The organism is Olsenella sp. oral taxon 807 (genome assembly GCF_001189515.2).
Taxonomy (GTDB): Bacteria; Actinomycetota; Coriobacteriia; order Coriobacteriales; family Atopobiaceae; genus Olsenella_F.
This window is the reverse complement of the sequence record NZ_CP012069.2, coordinates 1748045-1770642: the sequence shown is the minus strand read 5'-3', so window position 1 is coordinate 1770642 and position 22598 is coordinate 1748045. Positions and strand designations below refer to the sequence as shown.

Here is a 22598-nt window from a genome sequence, read left to right as displayed (position 1 = left end):
TGCGCTGTATTGGGAGGCGAACAAGGAGTCGGATCCTCACCCTGCGGTGAGCGGGCGATGACGTCCTCCCGGGGCAGTCGATGCGCACGGGGCGCGAACGTCAGCGTCCAGCACGCTGACGTGGCGCGACGGCCTCAGGGCATATCTGTAGCCAAGGCTCCTGGCTCTGCAAGCTGGAGCAGGAACCTCCACGCGGGGATCACCTCGATGGACGTGCCGCCGACAGCGATCGTCTCCTGCTCCTCCTTGGTGACGATGACCAGCCGGCGGATGTCATCCTGTACGCGGGAGAGCTTCGCTAGGCTTTGGACCTCGCGTTTTCGCGCCCTCTCCGTGATCGAATGGGCCACCTGTATCGCCAGCCCCGCGTCTGGGGCATAGAACAAAATGGGCTCTTCAGGGGTTCGTGTGGGTTGACGCCTCGGTGAAGATGCCAACCTAGCAGCGGTGCCACTTGCTCAGAGTCTGTTTTCCCGACCAAGCGAGAGGGGCCAGCGAGGGGGGCGCCGCCGGCACGCCATGGTGGTTGAGGCGCTCGTGCCACCTGACGCAGCTCGCGTCGCGATTCGTATCGCGACTCGCGTCTCAACAGTGTACACAAGTGCCCCAAAACGGCACCGAGAGGCCATTTTAGCCGATCTGTGTACACTCCTGCGTCGTCGCCCTGGCGGTGACGCCCACGTTGCCGGGGTAGTGACGCAACCACCCACCCACACGAGCTCACGAACCTCACAAAGTGGCGACAGGCCCTCGTCACGAGGAGGGACAAGCGGCTTCCCCTCGTGCTGGGATCCTGCTGGGGCGTTGCGACCCGGTCGGCGATCACGCATGCGGGTTCGCGCTCACGAAAGGGCGTCCCGTGCCGACGACGGCCCGCACGCCGCGTCGATGGCCCGCGTGAAATCGTTGGGCGCCTCCTGGTGGATGTCGTGCCCTGACTCGACCACGACCGTCCTGCAGTCCGGTATCGCGGCCTGGACGCGCAGCGCGTCCTCATCGGTGTTTGCGGCATAGAGCACGCCCCCTTTCCCATAGCGAGTCCTCGCCTTGAGGTACACCACGGGACACTCGATCGCCTTGAGCAGTGCCTCCTGGTCAACGCCGCACATCCAGCTCCCGTCGTAAAACGCATCACCAAAGTGCGGGTCGTAGTCGTCCATGTAGTGCGTGATGTGAGTCCACGTGCGCGGTATCCATGCGTTTACCACGTGCTCGCCCGGGTGCCTCGCGCACCAGCTCTCGGTGGCACGTGCGAGCTTGGCCTGAAAGCCCCCAAACAGCGAGTAGAGGTAGCTTTTGTGCACATACCATACGGGATAGGTCATCTGTGCACCCTCTTGCTCGCAGTACTCGTGGGCGGGCAGGTAGCCGTCGTACCAGACGAATGCTCCCGCCCCCCTTTGGACCTCATCGGGGGTGACGCTGAAAAACGGCGGGTCTTCCAGGATGCATGCGAGGACGTTCGCGGAATCGTGGGCGGCGACGTAGGCTGCGAGGATGCCGCCCGAGCTGTGGCCCGAGACGGCATACGGCCCACCGATCACCTGCCTTGCGAATGAGATCAGCACGTCTCCTCCCGCAACGCAGGAGTAGAGTGAGGGGTCGTGGGCGGACTCTCCATGCCCAAGGCAGTCCACGGCAAACACATGGTAGCGCTTTGCCAGCGCTGGGAGCACCGGTGAGTAGTCTTCCCACTCCATTCCCTGTCCGTGTATGAGGAGGAGGGCCAAGCCGTCGCTCGGCCCCTCGGCGTAGTTTACCGTCACGCCCCCCACGGTGGCGTGCCTCTCGACGCACCCAGCGGACAGGGCCCTTCTGGTCATCCTCTCGTCGTGGTGGAGGTTGTGGTCGCGATAGAGCCCGAGTCCAATGCCTGCGGCAGCGAGGATCACCGCAGCGACGAGTGCCATCACCTTTGCCTCCTTCCACCTTTCACATGTTTTGTATCCGCTTGGTCCATGGTAGGCGTGGGAGTTGTACGGGACAACCAACCAAACCGGACATCTTTGCCCGTCAGGTGTCATGTTCTATTTACATCGCCACGTCGAACGGCACCCACGCGATTCGATGCGTGCAGGGCTACCTTGGGAAAGCACGGTCTTCTCCCTTTTCCTGGGGCATTCGACGTTCCTGATGGCCGGATCTTGGGCGCTGCAAACTCGAGGGCATCCGCACCAAGAGCGTATAGACTCGCGGTGGAGGGGAAGGTAGAACCACTTTCCCGTGTAGGTGGGCTCTTAAGCTGTATCTGAGAGGGACTATCATAAAGTTCTGCCCGATCAGGTGATGGGCATCGGAGTAGAGTAAGCGCTCGGACTGCAAGGTACCGGTCAATGACAGGTGATATACTTTCAAAAGGCAAACGGCATTTCTCCTTTGAAAGCGGCGCTCATGCGAAAGGACCTCAAGAACAGGCAGCGCTATCTAGACGAGGCGCTCATGTTCAGGGACACCGACCTCATCAAGGTCGTTACCGGCGTGCGTCGCTGTGGAAAGTCGAGTCTGCTCGCCCTCGTCCGTAACGCGCTCGAGTCCGAGCAGGTCAAGGGGCGGAGTTTCGTCGGACTTAACCTCGAGAGCATGACATGTTCTGTGAACACCGCAGAGGAACTGTATGCCTACTTCCGCGAGAGGCTGTCGGATGATGGACGCACCTACATCTTTCTCGATGAGCCCCAACGCATTGCTGGTTGGCAAGATGCTGTCAATGCCATGCGCGTGGACTTCGACTGCGACATCTACCTTACGGGCTCGAACGCCTACCTGCTCTCGAGCGAACTCTCCACGTACCTGTCGGGACGCTACGTCGAGGTCGGGATGTTGCCGCTCGCCTTTGCCGAATACGCAGACTTCTGTGGCGTCTCGTTCAAGCCTGGCAGCGTCGTCGCTCTCGACCTCTTTGGCGAGCCGGTGCTGTTCGACGACCTGTTCGAACGATACCTGGCGTATGGCGGGATGCCAGCCATCGCCTCTCTCGAGGTCCGGCAGGCAGAGCATGCCGCGTACATGTCGAGTATCTATGAGGCGGTGGCGTCCCGCGATATTGTCAATCGCGAGCGGAATAGGCGGCAGAGCCGCGTGACAAACCCGGAACTTCTGCGAAACGTGGCCGACTTTCTTGCCGACAACATAGGAAACCAGGTCTCCGCGTCCAGCATCGCAAGCACCCTGACATCTGCGGGCGTCAGGACCTCCCATCCAACCGCCGCGTCGTACATCTCCGCCCTCAACGAAGCGTACCTCTTCTATAGGGTGTCCCGTTACGACCTACACGGCAAGGCAATCCTGAGGACGAACCCCAAGGAGTACATCGTTGACCTTGGCCTCAGATCATATCTTGGCGGTTACAGGGCAACCGACATGGGTCGGATCTTCGAGAACATCGTGTACCTGGAGCTTTGTTTCAGGGGGTATAGTGTGCACGTTGGCAAGATTTACGGCAAGGAGATCGACTTCGTAGCGGTAAAAGACGGCGAGAGGCTCTACATCCAGGTGGCCGATGAGCTGTCCAACGAGTTGACCAAGAAGCGCGAACTCGCATCGCTGAGATCACTCAGGGACGCATTCCCAAAGATGGTTATTGTGAGGAAGGGCTCATACGAGACTGACGTCGACGGCATTAGGATTGTTCGGGCACGCGACTTCTTTTTGGATAACTGGCAGTGAGCTGGCAGTGAGTCTCCCCATCGCGTGCTCGATGCTGTGGCACCCCCTTGAGCCTTTTGGAGCCATCATCGTAGATTACGTCAAGCACTCATTTCGAGGCTCTTCGGGGGTTCGTGTGGGTTGACGCCTTGGCGAAGATGCCAACCTGGCAACGGCGCCACTCGCTCAGAGTCTGTCTTCCCGACCAAGCGAGAGGGGCCAGCGAGGGGGCGCCGCCGGCACGCCGTGGCGGTTGAGGCGCTCGTGCCACCTGGCGCAGCTCGCGTCGCAATTCGTATCGCGACTCGCGTTGCAACAGTGTACACAAATGCCCCAAAACGGCACCGAGAGGCCCGATCCTCCCATTTGTGTACACTATTGCGATCCCAAGGCCACCCACAACCCAAGCCCACGGCCCAACAGTGTACACAAACGCCCAAAAACGGTACCGAGAGACCATTTTAGCCAATTTGTGTACACTCCTGCGTCGTCGCCTTGGCGGTGATGCCCACGCCGCCCTAGCGGTAACGCAACCACCCACCCACACGAGCTCACGAAGCTTCCATTTCAACAGTAGTTAGGCAGCTACAGCCCTCATATATCTACGGCAAGTCTGTCTGCAAATGCATATTGCCGATATCGGCAATATGCATGATCCTCTGGTAGACTATCGGCAAGCCATTTGCCGACGGGAGGCACGCATGAGATACCTTTCGGTTGCAGAGATCGCCAGACTTTGGGGTATCTCCGCTAGGGGCGTGCGCAACTACTGCATACAGGGGCGCGTGCCGGGCGCCTTCCTCACGGGGAAGACATGGAGCATCCCGGCCGACGCGAGGAAACCGGCTCGCCTGAACGGGCGACGAGTGGCGCCTACCCCACTTCTTGCGAGACTTCGCGAGGAGATGTCCGCGCGAACTTCGGGGGGCATCTACCACAAGGTGCAAGTTGAGCTTACCTACAACTCCAACCACATGGAGGGCAGCAGGCTTACCCGCGACCAGACACGCCTCATCTTCGAGACCTCTACGATTAGCCCGCAAGGGGAGGGCGTGCGCGTCGATGATGTGATCGAGGCCTCCAACCACTTCCGTTGCGTCGATCACATCATCAGCCATGCAGGCGAGGCCCTCTCCGAGTCGCTGCTGAAGGACTTGCACGGGACCCTCAAGGCATCCACGAGTGCCTCGGGCAGGGACTGGTTCGCCGTGGGCGACTATAAGCTGCTGCCCAACGAGGTTGGAGGCCGCGAGACGACCGCCCCAGAGAACGTCGCACGGGAGGTGCGCGGTCTCATATCCTCCTATGAGGCGAATCGTGCCCTGACGCTCGAGGACATCGTGTCCTTCCACGTGTCGTTCGAGCGCATCCATCCCTTCCAGGACGGCAACGGCCGCGTTGGCCGGCTCGTCATGTTCAAGGAATGCCTGCGCCATGGGATAGTGCCGTTCGTCATCGGTGATGATACAAAGTTCTTCTACTATCGTGGCCTGTCTCGGTGGGACAAGGAGAGGGGGTGGCTCATGGGCACGTGCCTCTCGGCTCAGGACAGCTTTAAGGGGTGGTTGGACTACTATCGCATTCCGTACTTCGGCTGAGGTGAGCGAGAGTCCCAAACTGAATGCGGGCGTTGTCGTGCCGCCGGCCGTCTGGGATGGCGAGGGCGAGTGACCGTACGCTCCGCGTCTGGGAGACATGGCGCGCAGCCCGACTTCCCAAGGGACGGGGGATGCAGGCGTTGCCAGCCGCTACCGCGCTGCGATCCTGCGGATGCCCTGGAGGCTCGACGCTTCCTCGAGTATCCCGATGAGATCGGTCGCCTGATAGAACGCGCCTCGCCTCGCGTTGCCCATCTTCGAGAGTATCCCTCGCTTGCAGGCGGTCTGGATGAGGGCGCGCCCCGCGCGGTCGGTGATGCCAAGGCGTCTGGACACGAAGCCGACATCGACCACCGGCTGCTCAACAAGCAGGGCAGGAAGCCTGTGCGAGGCCGAACCGGCGCGGTCGGCGTTTGAGGAGCGCCACGTGCCCAGGATAACATCAACGTCTGCGGCGATCCGGGAGCCTATGACGACGGCAAGCTCCAATGCGTCGGCTAGGCAGCTGACGATGGGCTCGATCTCTCCCTCATGGTACGCGTCGAGCGCTCCCATGTACCTCTTTACGTCGTGCAGAAGCCCCGCCGAGATGGGCAGGGTCGCGTGCAGCAGGGCCTCGTCCAGTGCCAGCATGCGGTGCAGGATTACGCGCCCCGTGCGACCGTTGCCATCCGTGAATGGGTGTATGGTCTCGAACTGCGCGTGGAAGAGCGCTGCCTTCGTCACAGACGGCATGTCCTCGCGGCGCCCGAACGTCACAAGGTCATCAAGACATCCGCGCACCCTTGCGGCATGCGGAGGGACGAACGAGGCGCCATGGGGACTGTAGGGGGAACCGCCTATCCACACCTGCTCGTCCCGCAGGCCCTCTTCGGTGACGTTTGCCATGAGTGTGTCGTGGATGTCGCATATCGAATCGATGTCGATGGGTCCTTGCTGGCGCAAGGCCTCACGCATGGCAGCGACGTTGCCAGCGATTGTCAGGGCGTTAGCAGGAGCCTTGTCCGTCAGTTCGGCGAGCGCCACGTTGCGTACGCTGGACGTCAGCCGCTCGATCTGGGAGCTAGATGAGGACTCGCTCCTGAGGAGCAGCGCCGGGAGGTCGTAGGAGCGTACTGCCTGTGCCTGGTCGAAGCGCGCCATGGCGACCTCCACCTCCAAGATGCGCTGTGACAGTCCCCGTGGTAGGCTGACCGCCTCGCTGGCGATGGTCGCGGGAACTGCGGCCTCGTAGCTCGATAGAATCTTCCTCCTGCGGCTCTTGGGGATGAGTGCCAGCTCATCTGGGTCACGTTCCCATGCGCACGTCTCGTGCGTGATGCTCGGCCACATGGCGTCTTCCGCTCTCTTTGCTCCGGTTTGTAGATAATAACGGAAGTAAATTCTAATATACTTCCGAACTAGCGGCACATGGGTTCGTGAGTCGGCTGGTTGGGGCTCAGAAAACGTAACGAAATTAACTATCCAACCCTAGTCGGGCCTTGGCCTGATGAAGTACCTCTACTCACCGTGAAAGCCATCGCGCTCGATGTCGATAGATTCCATCTCGTTACCTGCCACCTTGATCCTACGCTCGTAGACCGCCGGGTCCACCGTGCAGCGCACCTCCAGGCTGGCGGAGGCTGTGGTTGAGGAGATGAGTCTGACGATGTGCTGCAGCGACTTGAGCGGCCGGCCGCATTGCTAATCGCCACCTGGGGGCCTTTCGTGACGGTCGTAGGCGGGGTCTCAGCAGGCTAGCCCTCCGTGCTTTCGGTATTGGACAGGTATGGCTTCCATAATAGACACTCGCGCCATTCACCCGTGAAGCCCATGCGCTCCTGGTTGCGCCTCGTGAGCCCGAACATCATGTCCAGCAGGCGCTTGCGCCAGCTCGTGTCTGGTGCAATACGCTCGAGTAGGTAGCTCAGCATGGTGAGCGTGCCAAACATCTTGTCGTTTTTCACGTCATAGGGGTCGCGCCACTTAGGTTGTGACCTCGGGATCTTAGGCGGGTTACCGATGGTCCTGTTCCAGAGGCGACCGTGGTGGGCACAGATGTTGCGCACGGTGTTGACGGTCAGCAGCCATGAGTCGAGCACCGTGGTGTTAATGCCCAGGTTGTGCGCAATCTGCTTCCTCACGAGTACGGGTGAGCCCTTGTAGAGGGCGACCACCATGCCGAAGTCCATCACGTTCACGAGTATCCAGTAGGGCGGCAGGTCGTGGTGGTCACCGTACTTGTTGTGGAAGTGCTTGGCGAAGGGCTCGCCTCTCTTGGCCCTCCCATAGGTGTCGTGGCACTTCTCGATGAAGTGCCCGTAGCGCTTCTCGCTCAGTCTGGGGAGCTTCCCCCTGTCCAGGAAGCCGAAGGGGCCGGTCTGCTCGGCAAGGATGTATGCGAGCTGCGTGCGCATGTAGACCTCCACGCGCTCTACGGCATCAAAGACCACGAGGCGGAACTGCCGATCGAACACGTACATGTCCCAGACGCGACGGAACGTGGTACCCTCCTGGAACTCGTCCGAGCCCTGTTTCTTGTGGATGTGCCAGTAGCCACTCAGGCGATAGTAGCCCATGTCCCGAAGATGGTTAGTAAGGTCGTCTCGGTCAGCAACCATACCTCGGTCATTCATGAGGAGGTCAGCCTGCTGCTCAAAGGTGAGAAAGGGCTTAGTATATTCCATGGACACGGTGTCCTTTAGATAGGCAAAAACCCGCCAGTGTGCATCGTTGAGAGGCCAGGCGGGCTTACTAAAGCTAGTCTAGCACAGAAGGGCGTGTCCTGTACAAGAATTGTGGGAGATTCTATGGGAGGTATGCTACGATTGTTGTTGCTCACATGCTCACATCCTACCCGACCCGAACACCCAACACATGAGCAGACCTTACGAGTGAAGTCCGGCGTCCGAGTCGGGCCTTACTCGTTATCCCACGCGAGTTTCGGCTTTCTCTTGCCGTACGCCACGGCTTTACGCAGCGTCGACTCACTCAGGCCCCAGAGCTCGCTTGCGTCCGAGAACGACATGAGCCCGTCAAAGGGCGTCTTGACCTTCATACCGTTCTCCCACAGCTCGTCGCATGACAGATCGAGGTCATCGCCCCAGACGATCCCGTAACCGCCCTGGTCCACCTCTACGGACCCGAACAGCGCCCCGTTCCTGAGTGCCCTGAAAGCGGGAAATCTCCTGTCGAGGGATTTCGTGTCGTACACTTTGGTGGCCCCGTTCGCAAACTGGACGCTGAGCCTCATGTCGGACAGTGCGGCAACATCCCTCACCTTATGAAACAACATTCCCATTGCCTCCTCGCCACGTGGATCGAGCCTTCTGGACTCCTGCGTTCTGTGGCCTACAAGAAGCAAGACATGTATGTTGGAACGCAGGTAATCGCACCGTCGCTGCGCATGTCCTTCGTGTAGACCAGATACTGGCTGCCGACCCTCGAGGGGTACTTCTGGCTAAACGCGTCGAGCGAAGGGTGCGTGCTGTACTTGGACGACTTGACTTCGACCGGGCAGATCTTTTTCCCATCAGGGACGAGGAAGTCGATCTCGTAGTTGCGATTTGCCCCCTCCTTTGGCCACGTGTGGTAGAAGAGCCGGTGCCCGTGTGCAACCAGCTCCTGCGCCACGACATTCTCATACACGGCCCCTAGGTTCGCGGGAAGCCTGTCGGCGAGCAGCTTCTCGTACACAGCGTTCTCGGTCATGTCCGCATCCTTGAATGAGAGGGTAACGAACAATCCGGTATCCGCAAGATATAGTTTGAACTTCTCTAGGTTGACGTTCGAGGACATCCCCACGTTCGGGTCGTTTGCATGGTAGGCGACCAGCACGGTCTTAGACTCGTGCAGCTCGGCAATCTCCTCAAGGATGTCTGCAGCCCGGCGGTTGGCAAGGATGCTTGACACGTGGTACCGCGATGACTTCCTCGCTAGCTGTGCCGGTATGGCGTCGAAGAGAAGTGCCAGCACTCCCGATGGGCTGATCTTGTGGAAGTCTTCCTCATACAGGTTGATGATCATCCGTTTGGCGCCGTCTATCTCCCGGAGGTTGTTCGTCTGCAGGTAGGTGTCGACAATCTGTGGCATCCCGCCCACAAGCATGTAGAGACGAAAGTCACGCATGAGCCTTCGGTTCGTCTGTTCACCAAGCTGTGCCTTCGAGACAAAGGCATCCTTCAACAAGGATAGCGTCGAATCGTTGCCACGTGCCCACATGAACTCCTCATAGTCCATGGGACGCATCTGGACTCGCTCTTCCTCACTTGGAATGAGGATGCCCGCAGTGTTCTTTCGTATCGAGATAAGCGAACCCGTTTCGATGTAGTCATAGCGCCCGTCCTTGACAAGCTTCTTTATGGCTTGCCTCGCCATGGGGCAGAGCTGCACCTCGTCGAAGATGATAAGAGACTCTCGTTCGAAGAGGCGGACCGAATAGCGTAGCTGGAGCTGGAGGAAAAGGTAGTTCAGGTCCGACACGTCCTCGAAGAGTTCCCGGACGTCGTGCGCCGCCTCGGCAAAGTCGATGAGGATATAGCTACGGTACTCATTCTTTGCGAACTCCTCAACAACGGTTGATTTGCCGACGCGTCGCGCACCCTCGATCAGCAGCGCCGTCTTACCGTCGGAGCGAAGCTTCCACTCCTGCATGACACTGTAGATTTTGCGTTTGAACATCTCCACACCTCATTTCCGTACTTTATTAGACTTCAATATAGTGCATTTCCGCACATTTATATCGACACAACGCTTCCGATGGCCCACCGCCCCGTTTCTACGAGAGTCTCTACGAAGGCAGGCGCCAGTTCGCCCTCGCCAGGCTGCCAAAGAGGCGTGCCAAACCTCCCTGCGCGCGGATGCGTTTGAAGGGCACGTGCGATGATCGAAGGAACGTCGTCTTCCTGAGAAAGATCGTCCCCACAACTCCCCAAAGGCCATCGCCACGTACGGTGGACCAGGTGGTCCAGGTAGCCCAGGGTCTTGCGGGAGCCTTTGGGCGCGCGTCCGCACATCCTTCGAGGTGGCACATGCCGGGGGGCATTTGATGGTAGCATTGCCCCAACGGGTGTACTCCTTGGTTGCCAGAAGGAGGGGGCGTGGGGCGTGCGTCGCAGACGCATGGCCCTGCTCGCCCTTCCCCTTAGGTGGTTGCGCCTGACTGCCTTGCAGTCAGGCTGTGGTCCCACCTCGGCAAAGCGCACCGTTCGCCGCATCCGTCCAGGGCTGTCTCCAGAAACAGAGGGTAGGGGGACATGAGGTTTGTCATAGAGCAGCTGTCGAAGCGTTTCGACGCAAAGGAAGTCCTGAGGGATATCAGCTTCACCTTTGAGGAGGGGAAGATATACGGCCTGCTCGGCAGGAATGGTGCAGGGAAGACGACCCTCTTCAACTGCCTTAACCGGGACATCCGGACTGACGGCGGAACCTTCCATTTTGAGACGGCGGATGGCGTCAGGGACGTCTTGCCCGAGGACATCGGCTACGTCCTCTCGACGCCGACTGTTCCGGAGTTCCTTACCGGACGGGAGTTCTTGAAGTTCTTTATGGACATCCACGCGGACGAGCTGAGCGACACAAGGTCCATCGACGACTACTTCGATGACATGAGCATCGAGGTGGGGGACAGGGACAGGCTGCTCAAGGACTACTCCCACGGCATGAAGAGCAAGATGCAGATGCTGGTCAGCATCATCGCCCGACCGACCTTGATGTTACTGGATGAGCCTTTGACCTCCCTTGACGTTGTGGTCGCAGAGGAGATGAAGCAGCTGCTGCGCTCCTTGAAGGAGGGGCGAATCATCATCTTCTCGACGCACCTCTTGGATCTGGCGTTGGATCTGTGTGATGAGATCGTGCTGCTGAACCATGGCGTTCTTGAGGCCGTCGACAAGTCCGACCTCAACAACGGGGAGTTCAAGGACAAGATCATCGCGGCGCTGAGGGAGGAGGGCGATGCGTAAGACCCTGCGACTGTCCTTCTCGCTGAGAAATACCTACCGCGTCAACTCGATCCTGTATGCCCTCAGGCAGGTCCCCCTGCTGAGGCGACTTGTTCCTGCCGATGTGTATCGGCACCGCGAGTTCAAGCTGCTCGCGAACGTCCTGTCCGTAGTGTGGGAGATCCTGTCGGTGTTTGTCGGGAAGGCCCTGTACGTTGTCCTTATGGTGATGGTGCCCGCGAGCCTGCTGGACCTCTCCGCACATGCCAGGGCACAGCTCTTGCTCCACCTGTTTCTGTTGCTCTCCCTGATCGGCGCGACAACGGACACTTATCTGTTCGATCCGTCAAAGGACAAGTACTATGCCGTGGTCCTGCTTGGCATGGACGCGCGGGAACACACCCTTGTCAATTACCTCTATGCGCTTGCGAAGGCGCTTGTCGGCCTCACGCTGTGTACGTTGGTGTTTGCCCTGCCGGCTGGCCTGTCTCTTGGGCAGTGCCTGCTTGTTCCGCTGTACGTGGTGGGCGTTAAGATGGTCTACAGCGCAAGATGGCTGTGGGATTATGAAAAGGGCGGGCGGGTGCATAGCGAGATGAGAGACGCAGCGTCGCTGTGGGTCGTGATGTTCCTGCTGCTGGGCGCCGCATACGCCCTTCCGCTCATGGGGCTCATGATTCCTGTGACAGTGGCTGTGCCCTGTATGGTCGCAGGTGCCCTTTTGGGCATACCGGCACTGTGGAAGATACTGACCTTTGCCCACTATCCCACGATGTGTAAGGAGCTGCTGCAGGATGCGGTCGTGACCCATCCAGTCACCCTGCAAGGCGTTCGCTTGGATGCGATCAGGAAGAGCATCAGTGTGGACACGGGTATCACAAGCCAGAGAAAGGGTCTTGAATACCTGAATGAGCTGTTCATCAAGCGACACCAGGGGCTTCTCTGGAGATCGGCGAGGCGGATTGTCGTAGCTGCCCTTATCGTGTTCGTCGGCTGCGTGGTCGCGATGCGGCAGCTCCCGTCGTTCAGGCTCAGCGTGAACGACTCGCTGATGTCCTATCTGCCGCATATGGTCCTTGTGATGTACGCGATCAATCGTGGGTCGGGCTTTACTCAGACGCTGTTCGTCAATTGTGATCGCAGCCTGCTGACCTATCCGTTCTACAAGCAGCCGGGAAGCATTCTGCGGCTGTTCTGGATCCGCCTCAGAGAGATCGTCAAGGTGAACCTGTTGCCGGCAGCTGTGATCGGTGTGGCGCTCACGTCGTTGCTCTACCTCTCCGGTGGCACGGATGCCCCCGTGGACTACGTGGTGCTGTTCGTGTCTGTCACGGTGATGAGCGTCTTTCTCTCTGTGCACTATCTGACCCTCTATTACCTGTTGCAGCCCTATAACGCAGGCACGGAGATGAGGAGTGGGACGTACCGCGTCATGACTGCGGTGACCTATGCTGTCTGCTACCTAATGATGTGGGTGCGACTGCCCGCACTGGTCTTTGGCGCGGCACTCATTGCCTTTTGCGTATGCTATTGCATCGTGGCGAGCGTTCTCGTCTATCGACTGGCGCCAAAGACCTTTCGCATCCGCCCGTGAGGCCGCACGGGCACGAAGATGCCAAACGTCCGAGACAAAAAGGCAGTTCGATGCGGCGAGGCGGTCTTTGGCCGTCTAGCTCCGCCTCAGGTGGCGCTCCATGCGTCGGCTCAGCGCCACAAGTGCCATGACGATCACGTAGTAGACAGCGGCGACAACAACAAACGGCTCGAACGCGCGGTACGTGAGTGCCTGGACGCTCTGCGCCGCGCGCATCATGTCCATGAGGCCGATCGTCGCCACCAGAGACGAGCTCTTGAGCACCGTGATGGCCTCATTGACCAGCGCCGGAGCAACCGAGCGCAGTGCTTGCGGGATGATGATCTCCCACATCATCGAAGGGTAGGGCAGGCCTAGGGCGCGTGCGGCGTCGTACTGGCCGCGATCGACGCCCTCGATGCCGCCACGGACGGTCTCCGAGACGGTGGCTGACCCGTTGAGTCCAAGCGTAAGCACGGATGCCGCGAACATCGAGATCTTGTAGCCAGTGAGCTGCGGCATCCCAAAGTACGTGATGAAGAGCAGCACGATGAGCGGTATGCCGCGAAAGATTGACGTGTAGAAGTCTAGGATCACGCGAAGCGGCTCGCACGGCAGCACCTTGAGCACGGAGATGAGAAACCCCAGCACAAACGCTAGGAGTAAAGCGGCTCCCGTCACCTCCAGGGTGACGACGAGGCCACCCACGAACATGGGCGCATAGGGTTCGATGAGCGAGAAGTTCATACGGCCCTCTGGCTAGCCCGGCGTGGCGGAACCCACGCCCTTTGTCGCCGTGCCAGAGGCCGAGAAGTCCCCGTCCCACTTGAAGTCTGTGCCCACGTAGGTTCCAATGAACTGGTCGATGGTGCCGTCCTTGAGCATCTCGCCGACGCACTGGTCGAAGGCCGCGACGAACGATGCTCCCTTCGTGGCCATGATGCGGTAGACGCCCACGTAGTCCTTCGTCTCGGCCCGGCCGAGAAGACCAAGCACCAGGCCGCCATTGGCGTCGCGCATGGACTGACCCTCGGCGCCGTCGCACAGGTAGGCGTCGATGCGGCCGGCAAGGACCTCTTGGAGGCACTGGTTGCCACCGTCGTAGGTGTGGATGTCGGCGTTTGGCAGGACGGCAGAGACGAACTTGTTCTGCACGGTGCCGGTGGTGCAGGCGATGCTCTTGCCCGAAAGGCCATCCACGCTCGTGATGGGATTGCCGCCCAGGGTGAGCACGCCGACGAGCGGCTGGTAATAGCCGCGTGTGAAGTCATAGCTTTGCTCGCGCTCGGCATTCGAGGACATGGCCATCGTGAAGGAGGTGTCGCTCGCCTGAACGGAGGCCAGTGTGGCGGCGAACTGCTGCGGCTCGAAGTCGTACGTAAAGCCAAGACGCTTGGCCATCTCGTCTGCAACGGCAATGTCAAGGCCCACGACCTTCTGGGTGCCGTCGGACTGCATCTCGACGTAGCGATAGGGCGCGAAGGCGTCATCGCCTACGAAGCTAAGGTGCCGTCCAGAGAGATCTGTTGTCGAGGCCGAGGATGACGCACCGCCAGCAGTGCCTTCTTGCGGCCCTTTGCAGCCCGCGAGTGCGAGCGTTGCTCCCGCTGCCATCATGCCGAGAAACGACCTGCGACCCATCGGGCCGCCCATCTTGGTATCCATTCTGCAACACCTCCAGCGTTCTCCTGCACTGCCACCCCAGTGTAGCCTACGGAAATCATAACTTCTAGCGAGGATACAAACTGGTAGCCTTCGCGAAGGTCTTGAGGCGCGGAACCCTCGCAAGTGCGGGGCCACCTGGGGGTAGCCTCGTTGCTCCCTCAGCTTGCGAGGGGGGTTAAGTTCTCGACGGCCTCGTGCACGGTCATGCGCCTGCCGCTGTGGCCGAGGTTGATCAGCACGTAGCGGTCGTGCCCGATGCCCAGCTCCTTCACGTACGAGACGTGGCGCAGGTCATGGTGGCTCGTCATGCGCTCGGTCAGGTCGCGGCTCTCCTCTGGTTTCATCACACAGACCATATCGACGGAGGCCTGATCGATGGCCATAATGTCCGTCGAGGCGAATGTGCTTACGTTGGGCGTCCGTCACGATGGGGGCTGCCGAGACGCTCGTGGTCCGGTTGGTCACGCTCGTGGCCGTGTTCCTCTCGCCCTCGTGCATGGGGAGGTTGTGGATGTATGGCATTGGATGATATATAATTATGTCATTGAATACTATAAACCTTTGGAGTTGCCTCTATGATGACGTATTACGAGCGCCCACTTGCGGGCGAGATCCTCCGTGCGCACAGCAAGGTTGTCGTGCTTGAGGGTGCGCGTGCCGTCGGGAAGTCCACGCTTGCGCGCAGGCAGCTGGAGTCGCACGGATACGCCTATTACACGCTGGCAGATGCGGGCACATTGCGACAGGCGTCGTCGGATGCGGCGGCTTGGATACAACGCATCAGGGTGCCGGCGATTATTGATGAGGCTCAGCTCGCCAAGGATATTCCGCTTGCGGTGAAAGAGTACACGGACCAGAAGCCGGGACAGGACATACTTTTCATACTTACGGGGTCAGCATCTATCGCACGCTCGGGGCTGGGCGGTCAGGATCCTCTGACAAGGCGTGTGAGGAGGTTCTCACTCTACCCTCTGACCCAGGCAGAGCTTCATAGGTCTACGTTCAACATCGTTGATAGCCTCTGGCACTCAGAGCCTGACCTTACGTATGGATCACGTCTGACGATGGATGACCTTGGGTTGATGATGTCCACCGGCGGGTTCCCAAAGTATGCTGTGGACACACGGCTGATGAGCACCAGCGAGCGTGGGCTATCGATACGCGATGACATCGATAGCGTTTTGGGGGACACGCTTCTTCCTGAGGAGAGATTTGATAAGAACATTGCACAAAAGATCTTGCAGAGGTTGCTTGTGTACCCAGGTGGCATCCTGAATGTCAGCAAGGTCGCATCCGGGTTGGAATATGATGTCAGGACAATCAATAGGTATATAAGCATATTTATCAGGCGCTTCCTTATTCACACGCTTCCAAACCTAGCCACCCGACCAACGAGGCAGCCCTATGCCCGAGCGAAGGTGCACCCGGTAGACAGCTCTTTTTCGGTCGAGACGCTGAGGATGTCGGGACATGATATGACGCGCGAGCCAGAGGAGTTCGGAAACCTTCTTGAGTCGTTTGTGGTGCAACAGGTCATCCCGGCATGCCAGTGGTCTCAGGAGCGGCCCGATTGCTTCTATTGGAGAGAGGCGGGTGTGTCACCACGCGAGGTCGATCTCGTCTTGAAAAACGATGCTGGGAAGCTTATTGGTATCGAGGTCAAGAGCTCAGAGACTGTCAAGCAGGACGATTTCAAGGGGCTGCGTGCCCTTGCGTCCAGAGATGGGCGCCTGAGTCGTGGGTTTGTGATATATACGGGCAGCCAAGTCATCAAAGAGGACGATCGCCTATGGGCGATTCCCGTATCGGCGCTCTGGGAGGATGGAGCGTTCGTGTCTGATGCGCATGGATCGCTTTTGGGCAACCCGGTGATGAGAGCGGATGCCAATCCCTTGTCTTCTGCGGATGCGTTGCCCGTAGATGCGAATGTCTTTCTGAGCTACTCCCATGCCGATGACGCACATCTGGGAGGTGCCATCATAGGACTCGTCGACCAGATCAAGAGCGAATATGAGTATGAGATGGGATCGACCCTCAACGTCTTTGTCGACAAGCGTTCAATCAACTGGGAGGAGGACTGGAAGGCCGCAATGAACGGGAGCTTGGGAATCGCTAACGTTTTGATGCCTGCTGTAACCCCCCGTTATCTGCGGAATCCCGCATGTCGAGACGAGCTCACGCAGTTCGATGATCGGATGAGGGGCGTACCAGGCTCACAGGTGCTGTCACTGGTGTGGCAGGACTACGGGGCCGTCAGGAGAGCTATGCCCAACGATCCCGTTCTCAAGGCGATAGACAAGCATCAGAGGATATCCGTATCTGAGCTACGTGGCCTCAGTATAGACTCCACTGCGTATCAGGCGAAGGTCGCCGAGATCGTATCGAAGCTCAGGGAGTTGATGGAGCGGGGGACAGCTCATGAGGACGCCTCTGACATCGCCGAGAAAGGGCATGGGCGGGGGGAGGCAGACGGGCTGATTGAAGCATTTGATAGGCTGGAGCAGGATATCCCACCGTTCAACGATGCGGTAGCGAGGGTTGTGACGGGCATCGACGACATTAGTGCCTTCGCACACGAGCACCCAGCTCCATCACAGAGCAGCGCTACATCGTATCTTGCCTGGAGTCAGACCTTTGGCGAGGGGGTAGGGAAGGGTACCAAGACCCTGCGCGAGGGATTGAAGGAGCTGGCTCGCTATTGGGGTGACGTTCACGATGCGCTGAACCGTTGTCTCGCTGTTCTCATATCGTCTTCTGACGCCGACCAACGGCAGGAAGGGTTGAGGACCATGGAGCATCTTGCCTACTCAATCCGGCAGTCCACCATCTTGTCTCCCTCGGCGCGGGACCTCCTGCCTATGGCTAGGATGCTTCAGGCAGCGTCGCCCAGGCCTGCGCCTCTTGCATGGATCATAGAGGAGGCTATCGGTACGTTTGGTGCGATTGAGAGCTCCTGCAATTCTCTGCTTGATCGCATACGGTCAGTCGAAAGCATGATCGGCTCCGAGATGCCAGCAGGCAGTGGGACCTGACCGCACAAACTGGCCCCGTGCAGCTGGCCGGCCTTGGCACCCGGGCTTCGTCGGTCACGATGAAGCACTTCTTTGAGCCCCATGGCATGCGACGAGAGGATCATCGTCGGGACGGCCGATTGGCAGTAGGCGCACATCGCCGCGTGTCGCTCGGGCGAGTTGTGGATGTATGGCATCCATCGTCTGGTGCGATGCGGGGGAGCGCGCTCTTTCAAGCGATTGTTGGGAGGCATGCCCTCCAGCGGGCTATGCCTTCCCGTCGATGACTGAACATATCCAGCTTTTATGGCGACACATATATATTGATAGAGACAGCTGAATAATATGTATAATGTCGCGGTTGTTCGACCCCACGACTTCCACTTCTGGGGGAGAGGTGAGCGTCGCATCGCAATCTTTGGCACATCGTATGGAGGGACATGCCGTGAGAGTGAAAGGCCTAACTGGAGGTAGCGCTGCTCGGACAGTGTTAACCGGCATCCTTACACTGTGCCTGTGCGCAGCCCTCGGATGCTCCGGTTCCTCCTCGGCCTCGAGTTCCGCTGAGCGTGTGTCTGGCGGCGAGGTTGCACAGACCACCACGTCACCTACGCAGGAACAAGACGCTGGAACTGAAGAGACGAAGGCCACCACATCGCCCACGGCGGACTCCTCGGGACAAGGTACCGATGACTCCGCGCCGCAGACCGTCGATGGCGATTCGGAGGGCGGCGGTTCCACCGCGCCTCAGACCGATCAGGAAGAATCCGAGGCAACGCCCCAGGCGACTGCAAGCGCTCCGACGCAGACGCAGCCTGTCACGCAGCAGGACAACAACAGCAAGACCGTATACGTCACGCAGACCGGCAAGAGGTATCATTTTGATGAGCACTGCCGTGGTCTTGGCAGGGCAAAGTCCATTACGGAGACGACGCTCGGCGAGGCGCAATCGAGTGGCCTCACGCCATGTCAGATATGTGCTAGCTAACTGCAGTACTGAGATAAGCGTCATCGGCGCTCGCACGTCCAGGCATCGTCCGTTGCCAATGTGATGCTATGGCTGTCATGGCAAAGAGCCTGAGGATCGCCTCCATGTGAGGCATCGATCTATAGGGTTTCCCCTACATATCCTTTGACGTGTGGCTGTGTGGATGGCAGCGTGAAGGGCTATAAAAGAGCGAACTGTGGGTGGCGAACACAAAGAGGTAGCCTTGGACTCATTTCTTCTCTACTTGATCATAATGAACGTGGTGACGTTCCTGGCGTTCACCGTTGACTTTTTCCTCTGCATGGTTAATCCCGATCTTGATAACTCGGCGGCGAACTCGCTGATCCTCGATGTGTTTCCGATTGCAGGAGGCGCGGTCGGCATGTTGCTCGCGCTGTTTGTATGGGGTGGCCTCGGCCGTGGGCACCGCATGAACAAGGGTAACATCGCGTGGTGGTTTCTTGCCATCGTCTGTCTTATCGTATGGGGGCTGGTAGTCGTCGCAAAATTTGGGCTCATAACGCTTGATGCGAGCATCGATGGCATCCTCTCTGGTTGGGACCTGGGCAAGCTGAGGATCCTGGGTATCTACCTGGCTGTGCTTAACGTCATCACCCTCGTCGCATTCGCCTGGGATAAGCATGTTGCAGAGAGTGGCAACGACTACGGGAGGCGTGCTCCAGAGGCGCGCTTGCTTGGGCTCTGCCTCGTTGGCGGCTCCGTTGGCGGAATGATTGCCATGAACGTCGTGCGCCACAAGACCAAGAAATGGCACTTCGTCTGGGGTTTGCCATTTTTCATCATCCTGGACATCGCAGTGGTCTTGTATGCACACATGGGCGGGCTCATATAGCTCGTCTCAAGTGCTTATATCTTGAGAAGTCGCTGTACATTCGTGCCAAGCACGGCCTCTGTGACGGCATCGGAAGGGCTCGTCCGCTCGATCAGGGCGCGTGAGAGTACCGGATCGCCGTAGGGTGCGTCGGTGCCGAACAGGCAACGTTCGGGTACCTCGTTCATCGCGACGCGTGCCGAAAGCGGGCTGAACACAGCCGAGAGGTCGAACCAAGCGTTCTTGTGGTCACGTACGATGGCTACGGTGTCCATCCAGCTGTATCCCCCGCCATGCCCGAATATGATGGGTACATGGGGGTGACGCTTGGCGATGTCGCCAAGCGTCCGTATCCCCCGTCTTGTGACGGGGGTGAACGTGTGCACCCAGAGTGGAAGTCTGCCACACTCCTCGGAGACGGCAGCCACGATCTCGATGCCGCGCATCTGCTCGTCGTCTCCGGGAGTGAACTCTCCCAGCCCCACGAAACCGTTCGTCAGCACGTGTCGCTCAACCCACTCATGAGTGTGCGGCTGGTCAAGGCCCAGCGGAACCGGGCCGAACGCTGCGGGGAATCGGTCGGGGTACGCACCCATAGCCCTCCTCATCTCCTCAATTATCCCCACCATCTGCGAGGACCGGGTGGCGATGTCCATCGTTGCGCCAAGGATCTTGTAGAGGACGGTCATTTCCGATTCGATGTCCTTGAGCGTTGCCGTGGCGGCCCGCTCAGGATGGGGAGTTGTGGTGAACAGCACCGCTTGGTCGACACTCGCCTCGTCGAGCTGCGCGACCTGCGATTCGGTGGGAAGCATCACGTGCTCTATGCTATCGATGATCATCCGTTCTCCTTTCGCTGAAAAGCGTGTTCCTGCGCTATTACTATGGTAGGGATTGACATCAATGTGAAGGCAAGGGGTCGTATGAGGATCAATGAAGCCGCCCGCGCGGCGGGAGTCTCGGTGCGGTCGCTGCGCCACTATGAGGTGCAGGGTCTGCTGGCACCAAGGCGCGATGACCTGGGGTATCGCGTGTATGGATCCGCCGACATTAAGGTGGCAAAAGGAGTGCAGGCGCTCATTGCCGCAGGATTCTCCACAAATGAGATAGCACAGAGTGCGTCCTGCCTTTCGTGGGATGGCGGCGTCTCAACGCTCTGTCCCAAGTCCGTCCGGGCACTGCGCGCGAAGATGTCGCGTATCGACGAGACGATCGGCACCCTGCAGGCTGCACGAGATGCGATCGAAAAGATTGTGGGTGATGCCAACGACTCAGAGGCACAGGGATGAGAACGGGTTCGGCCCTCCCGAGGTCATCGCAAAGACGGTAGCTCCGTTATGGGTGGAAAGGCGTAGTTTGGCTCGTCTGGGGGTCGCAGAATGCGCCTTGCCGTGAGGCGTTGGGTTGCAAAGTGCGCTTTTTGGTACCGCAGCTGTTCAAAATGCGCCTTTCCGTGAGGTGTCGACTCCAGACTGCGCTTTTCCGTGAGGTGCCGACACGTTTGCCCAGGTGAGAAAAAGCGCATTCTGCGGAAAAGCGCATTCTGCATCCGCAGGGTCACGGAAAAGCGCAGTCTGCATCCGCAGGGTCACGGAAAAGCGCATTCTCCAACCGACGCCTCACGGAAAAGCGCAGTCTGCCCTCATGTCGCAATTGGTAGCGCGATGGCGTCTGGCAAGAAGCTTCTGTTGTTTTATGAGCCGACCAGCGGATCGAACTATCGACACATGCCCGAGGTGTTCAAGAGCTTGAAGTCACTGAGGGGGACGGGCAAGACGATCCTCTTGATCACCCACGATGTGAAGCTCATTCACACCTGCTGCACCTCTCTTCTGTGCATAGGGGATGACGGGGTTGCCCGGTAGTTCCCGATAGGCCTCGGCTTCCCCAGACTCATGCACAAGTATTATGATGTGCGATAAGACTATAGTGGTCTTTGCGGACGGCCCGACATGGGCATTCGAGGAGAGGAGACAGGCGATGGCAGGCTCCACGGAGGATTTCGATCTCGTCGTCATTGGGTTTGGCAAGGCGGGAAAGACCGTCGCGATGAAGCGTGCGAAGGCGGGAGATCGCGTGGCGCTCGTCGAGCGCGATCCCATGATGTATGGCGGCACGTGCATCAATGTGGGGTGCGTGCCCACGAAAACCCTCCTGACCGACATGGCCCGCTTCGAGCTGGGGGGTGATGACGGCGCAAAGGCGTTCAAGAGGGCGCAGCAGCGTCGCAATGCCCTCGTCAGGAAGATGAATGCGGCAAACCTTCAGATGGCAGAGGCTGCCGGCGTGCAGGTGATCCTCGGAGAGGGTCGCTTCGTCGGGGAGCGGACCATCGCGGTCAGGACCGAGGCAAAGGAGCGCGTCATCGAGGGCACGGTCGTCATCATAGACACGGGCTCCGAGACCATCATACCCCCTGTGCCCGGAGCAGACCTTCCGCGCGTGTACACATCCACCTCCATCCAGCAGATAGAGAGGCTCCCACGCCGTCTCGTGATCGTGGGTGGTGGGCCGATAGCCCTCGAGTTCTCCACTCTCTTCTCGGGCTTTGGGACCGAGGTCCACATCGTGGACAACTCTGACAGGGCACTGCGCAACTTCGAGCCTGACGTCGCGGCGTACGCCCAGGGCGTACTCGAGAGACGCAACATCAACTTCCACCTCAACAACACGGCCACGCTCTTCGAAAAGGAGGCTGACGGTATCAGGGTCAGGTTGGCCGACGGGAGCGTCCTTGAGGCCGATGCCGTGCTCTGTGCGATAGGACGCAAGCCTGCTACTTCGACGCTTGACCTGGGTGCCGTAGGGATAGAGGTCACGCCGCGCGGTGCCGTGAAGGTGGACGAGCACCTGCGCACCAACGTCGATGGCGTCTATGCCGCAGGGGACGTGAACGGTGGTCCGCAGTTCACCTACGTCTCGTTCGACGACCACCGCATCATCCTCGAGGACGCTTGGGGCGCTGACAAGGGGCATGCGGGCGCGCGCAGCACGTGCGGGCGCGTTCTTCCCACCACGACCTTCATAGAGCCTCCCCTTGCGACGGTCGGCATGAGCGAGGCTGCCGCAGTCGGGAAGGGGTATGACGTCGTGGTGAAAAGCGGCCTCATCGCCGATATGGCCATCGTCCCCAGACCCAAGATACTTGGCCAGACCGACGGCATGGCCAAGTTCGTGATCGACGTAAAGAGCGACCTCATATTGGGGGCGACCCTGTTCTGCCCCGACGCCCAGGAGCTCATCAATGCGGTCGCCGTTGCCATCAGGTCAGGGATGACCGCTACCGAGCTCGGTGGCGGGATCTACACGCACCCCAGCACGTCCGAGCTGTTCAACGCCCTCTTGGGCTGAGGGGCCTAGGAAAA

General features: G+C 59.4%; 21 protein-coding genes. 10 read left to right on the top strand and 11 right to left on the bottom strand.

The genetic code is table 11. The annotated features are described in order from the left end of the window. Positions 1–134 precede the first annotated feature (134 nt). On the bottom strand, positions 135–386 hold the full coding sequence (locus tag ADJ70_RS07480; RefSeq protein ID WP_050340558.1) for a hypothetical protein: 252 nt from the start codon (positions 384–386) through the stop codon (positions 135–137). 456 nt (positions 387–842) lie between these two features. After that, positions 843–1910 carry an alpha/beta fold hydrolase gene (locus ADJ70_RS07475; RefSeq protein WP_050340557.1) on the bottom strand — a complete coding sequence of 356 codons (1068 nt, stop codon included), beginning with the start codon at positions 1908–1910 and terminating at the stop codon, positions 843–845. A 481-nt stretch (positions 1911–2391) separates the two neighbouring features. Between ADJ70_RS07475 and ADJ70_RS07470 the strand changes: the two genes are divergently transcribed. Both ADJ70_RS07470 and ADJ70_RS07465 read left to right on the top strand, forming a co-directional pair. Continuing rightward, positions 2392–3666 (top strand): ATP-binding protein, encoded by a 1275-nt coding sequence (locus ADJ70_RS07470; protein WP_050340556.1) that lies wholly within the window; start codon positions 2392–2394, stop codon positions 3664–3666. Between the two features lie 680 nt (positions 3667–4346). Further along, the gene (locus ADJ70_RS07465; protein ID WP_050340555.1) at positions 4347–5243 is read left to right on the top strand and encodes a DNA-binding protein; all 897 of its coding nucleotides are present in this window, start codon (positions 4347–4349) and stop codon (positions 5241–5243) included. Between the two features lie 150 nt (positions 5244–5393). Here ADJ70_RS07465 and ADJ70_RS07460 read toward each other — a convergent pair whose 3' ends face one another. The 5 genes from ADJ70_RS07460 to ADJ70_RS07445 form a co-directional block, all read right to left on the bottom strand. Beyond that, positions 5394–6575: a Fic family protein gene (locus ADJ70_RS07460; protein ID WP_050340554.1), complete on the bottom strand. Its 1182-nt coding sequence runs from the start codon at positions 6573–6575 to the stop codon at positions 5394–5396. A gap of 168 nt (positions 6576–6743) precedes the next feature. Further along, positions 6744–6881 carry a hypothetical protein gene (locus ADJ70_RS14095; protein WP_253273266.1) on the bottom strand — a complete coding sequence of 46 codons (138 nt, stop codon included), beginning with the start codon at positions 6879–6881 and terminating at the stop codon, positions 6744–6746. Positions 6882–6979: 98 nt separating this feature from the next. Then, entirely contained in the window at positions 6980–7909 is a 930-nt protein-coding gene (locus ADJ70_RS07455) for an Abi family protein (protein WP_050340553.1), read from the bottom strand. Positions 7910–8142: 233 nt separating this feature from the next. Further along, positions 8143–8517 (bottom strand): DUF2442 domain-containing protein, encoded by a 375-nt coding sequence (locus ADJ70_RS07450; protein WP_083443889.1) that lies wholly within the window; start codon positions 8515–8517, stop codon positions 8143–8145. 56 nt (positions 8518–8573) lie between these two features. Further along, on the bottom strand, positions 8574–9902 hold the full coding sequence (locus tag ADJ70_RS07445) for an ATP-binding protein (RefSeq protein WP_050340552.1): 1329 nt from the start codon (positions 9900–9902) through the stop codon (positions 8574–8576). Positions 9903–10477: 575 nt separating this feature from the next. Here ADJ70_RS07445 and ADJ70_RS07440 point away from each other — a divergent pair. Together ADJ70_RS07440 and ADJ70_RS07435 are read left to right on the top strand one after the other, a co-directional pair. Then, positions 10478–11185 (top strand): ABC transporter ATP-binding protein, encoded by a 708-nt coding sequence (locus tag ADJ70_RS07440; RefSeq protein WP_050340551.1) that lies wholly within the window; start codon positions 10478–10480, stop codon positions 11183–11185. Further along, positions 11178–12758: a hypothetical protein gene (locus ADJ70_RS07435; RefSeq protein ID WP_050340550.1), complete on the top strand. Its 1581-nt coding sequence runs from the start codon at positions 11178–11180 to the stop codon at positions 12756–12758. Before ADJ70_RS07440 ends, ADJ70_RS07435 begins: the two co-directional genes overlap by 8 nt. Positions 12759–12833: 75 nt before the next feature. Here the strand turns inward: ADJ70_RS07435 and ADJ70_RS07430 are convergent, their stop codons facing one another. From ADJ70_RS07430 to ADJ70_RS07420, 3 genes are all read right to left on the bottom strand, one after another. Next, positions 12834–13484 (bottom strand): amino acid ABC transporter permease, encoded by a 651-nt coding sequence (locus ADJ70_RS07430; RefSeq protein WP_050340549.1) that lies wholly within the window; start codon positions 13482–13484, stop codon positions 12834–12836. Positions 13485–13496: 12 nt separating this feature from the next. Next, on the bottom strand, positions 13497–14402 hold the full coding sequence (locus tag ADJ70_RS07425) for an ABC transporter substrate-binding protein (RefSeq protein ID WP_050340548.1): 906 nt from the start codon (positions 14400–14402) through the stop codon (positions 13497–13499). A 158-nt stretch (positions 14403–14560) separates the two neighbouring features. Then, positions 14561–14785 (bottom strand): hypothetical protein, encoded by a 225-nt coding sequence (locus ADJ70_RS07420; RefSeq protein WP_050340547.1) that lies wholly within the window; start codon positions 14783–14785, stop codon positions 14561–14563. A 192-nt stretch (positions 14786–14977) separates the two neighbouring features. Here ADJ70_RS07420 and ADJ70_RS14090 point away from each other — a divergent pair, with 192 nt between their 5' ends. The 3 genes from ADJ70_RS14090 (at position 14978) to ADJ70_RS07405 (ending at position 19254) form a co-directional block, all read left to right on the top strand. Continuing rightward, the gene (locus tag ADJ70_RS14090) at positions 14978–17434 is read left to right on the top strand and encodes a DUF4143 domain-containing protein (protein WP_083443888.1); all 2457 of its coding nucleotides are present in this window, start codon (positions 14978–14980) and stop codon (positions 17432–17434) included. Between the two features lie 424 nt (positions 17435–17858). Next, a complete protein-coding gene (locus ADJ70_RS07410) occupies positions 17859–18401 on the top strand; it encodes a hypothetical protein (RefSeq protein ID WP_172674463.1) in 543 nt (180 codons plus the stop codon). A 223-nt stretch (positions 18402–18624) separates the two neighbouring features. Continuing rightward, the gene (locus ADJ70_RS07405; RefSeq protein WP_050340545.1) at positions 18625–19254 is read left to right on the top strand and encodes a DUF1294 domain-containing protein; all 630 of its coding nucleotides are present in this window, start codon (positions 18625–18627) and stop codon (positions 19252–19254) included. A gap of 14 nt (positions 19255–19268) precedes the next feature. Here ADJ70_RS07405 and ADJ70_RS07400 read toward each other — a convergent pair whose 3' ends face one another. Continuing rightward, positions 19269–20075, bottom strand: coding sequence for an amidohydrolase family protein (locus ADJ70_RS07400; RefSeq protein WP_050340544.1), 807 nt, complete (start codon positions 20073–20075; stop codon positions 19269–19271). Between the two features lie 81 nt (positions 20076–20156). On the opposite strand from ADJ70_RS07400, the gene ADJ70_RS07395 reads away from it, so the two are divergent. From ADJ70_RS07395 to ADJ70_RS07385, 3 genes are all read left to right on the top strand, one after another. Beyond that, positions 20157–20522, top strand: coding sequence for a MerR family transcriptional regulator (locus ADJ70_RS07395; RefSeq protein WP_050340543.1), 366 nt, complete (start codon positions 20157–20159; stop codon positions 20520–20522). 375 nt (positions 20523–20897) lie between these two features. Next, on the top strand, positions 20898–21098 hold the full coding sequence (locus tag ADJ70_RS07390; protein ID WP_050340542.1) for a hypothetical protein: 201 nt from the start codon (positions 20898–20900) through the stop codon (positions 21096–21098). Between the two features lie 115 nt (positions 21099–21213). After that, complete coding sequence (locus ADJ70_RS07385) at positions 21214–22584, top strand: NAD(P)/FAD-dependent oxidoreductase (RefSeq protein ID WP_050340541.1); 1371 nt, start codon at positions 21214–21216, stop codon at positions 22582–22584. The last annotated feature ends 14 nt before the right edge of the window (positions 22585–22598 follow it).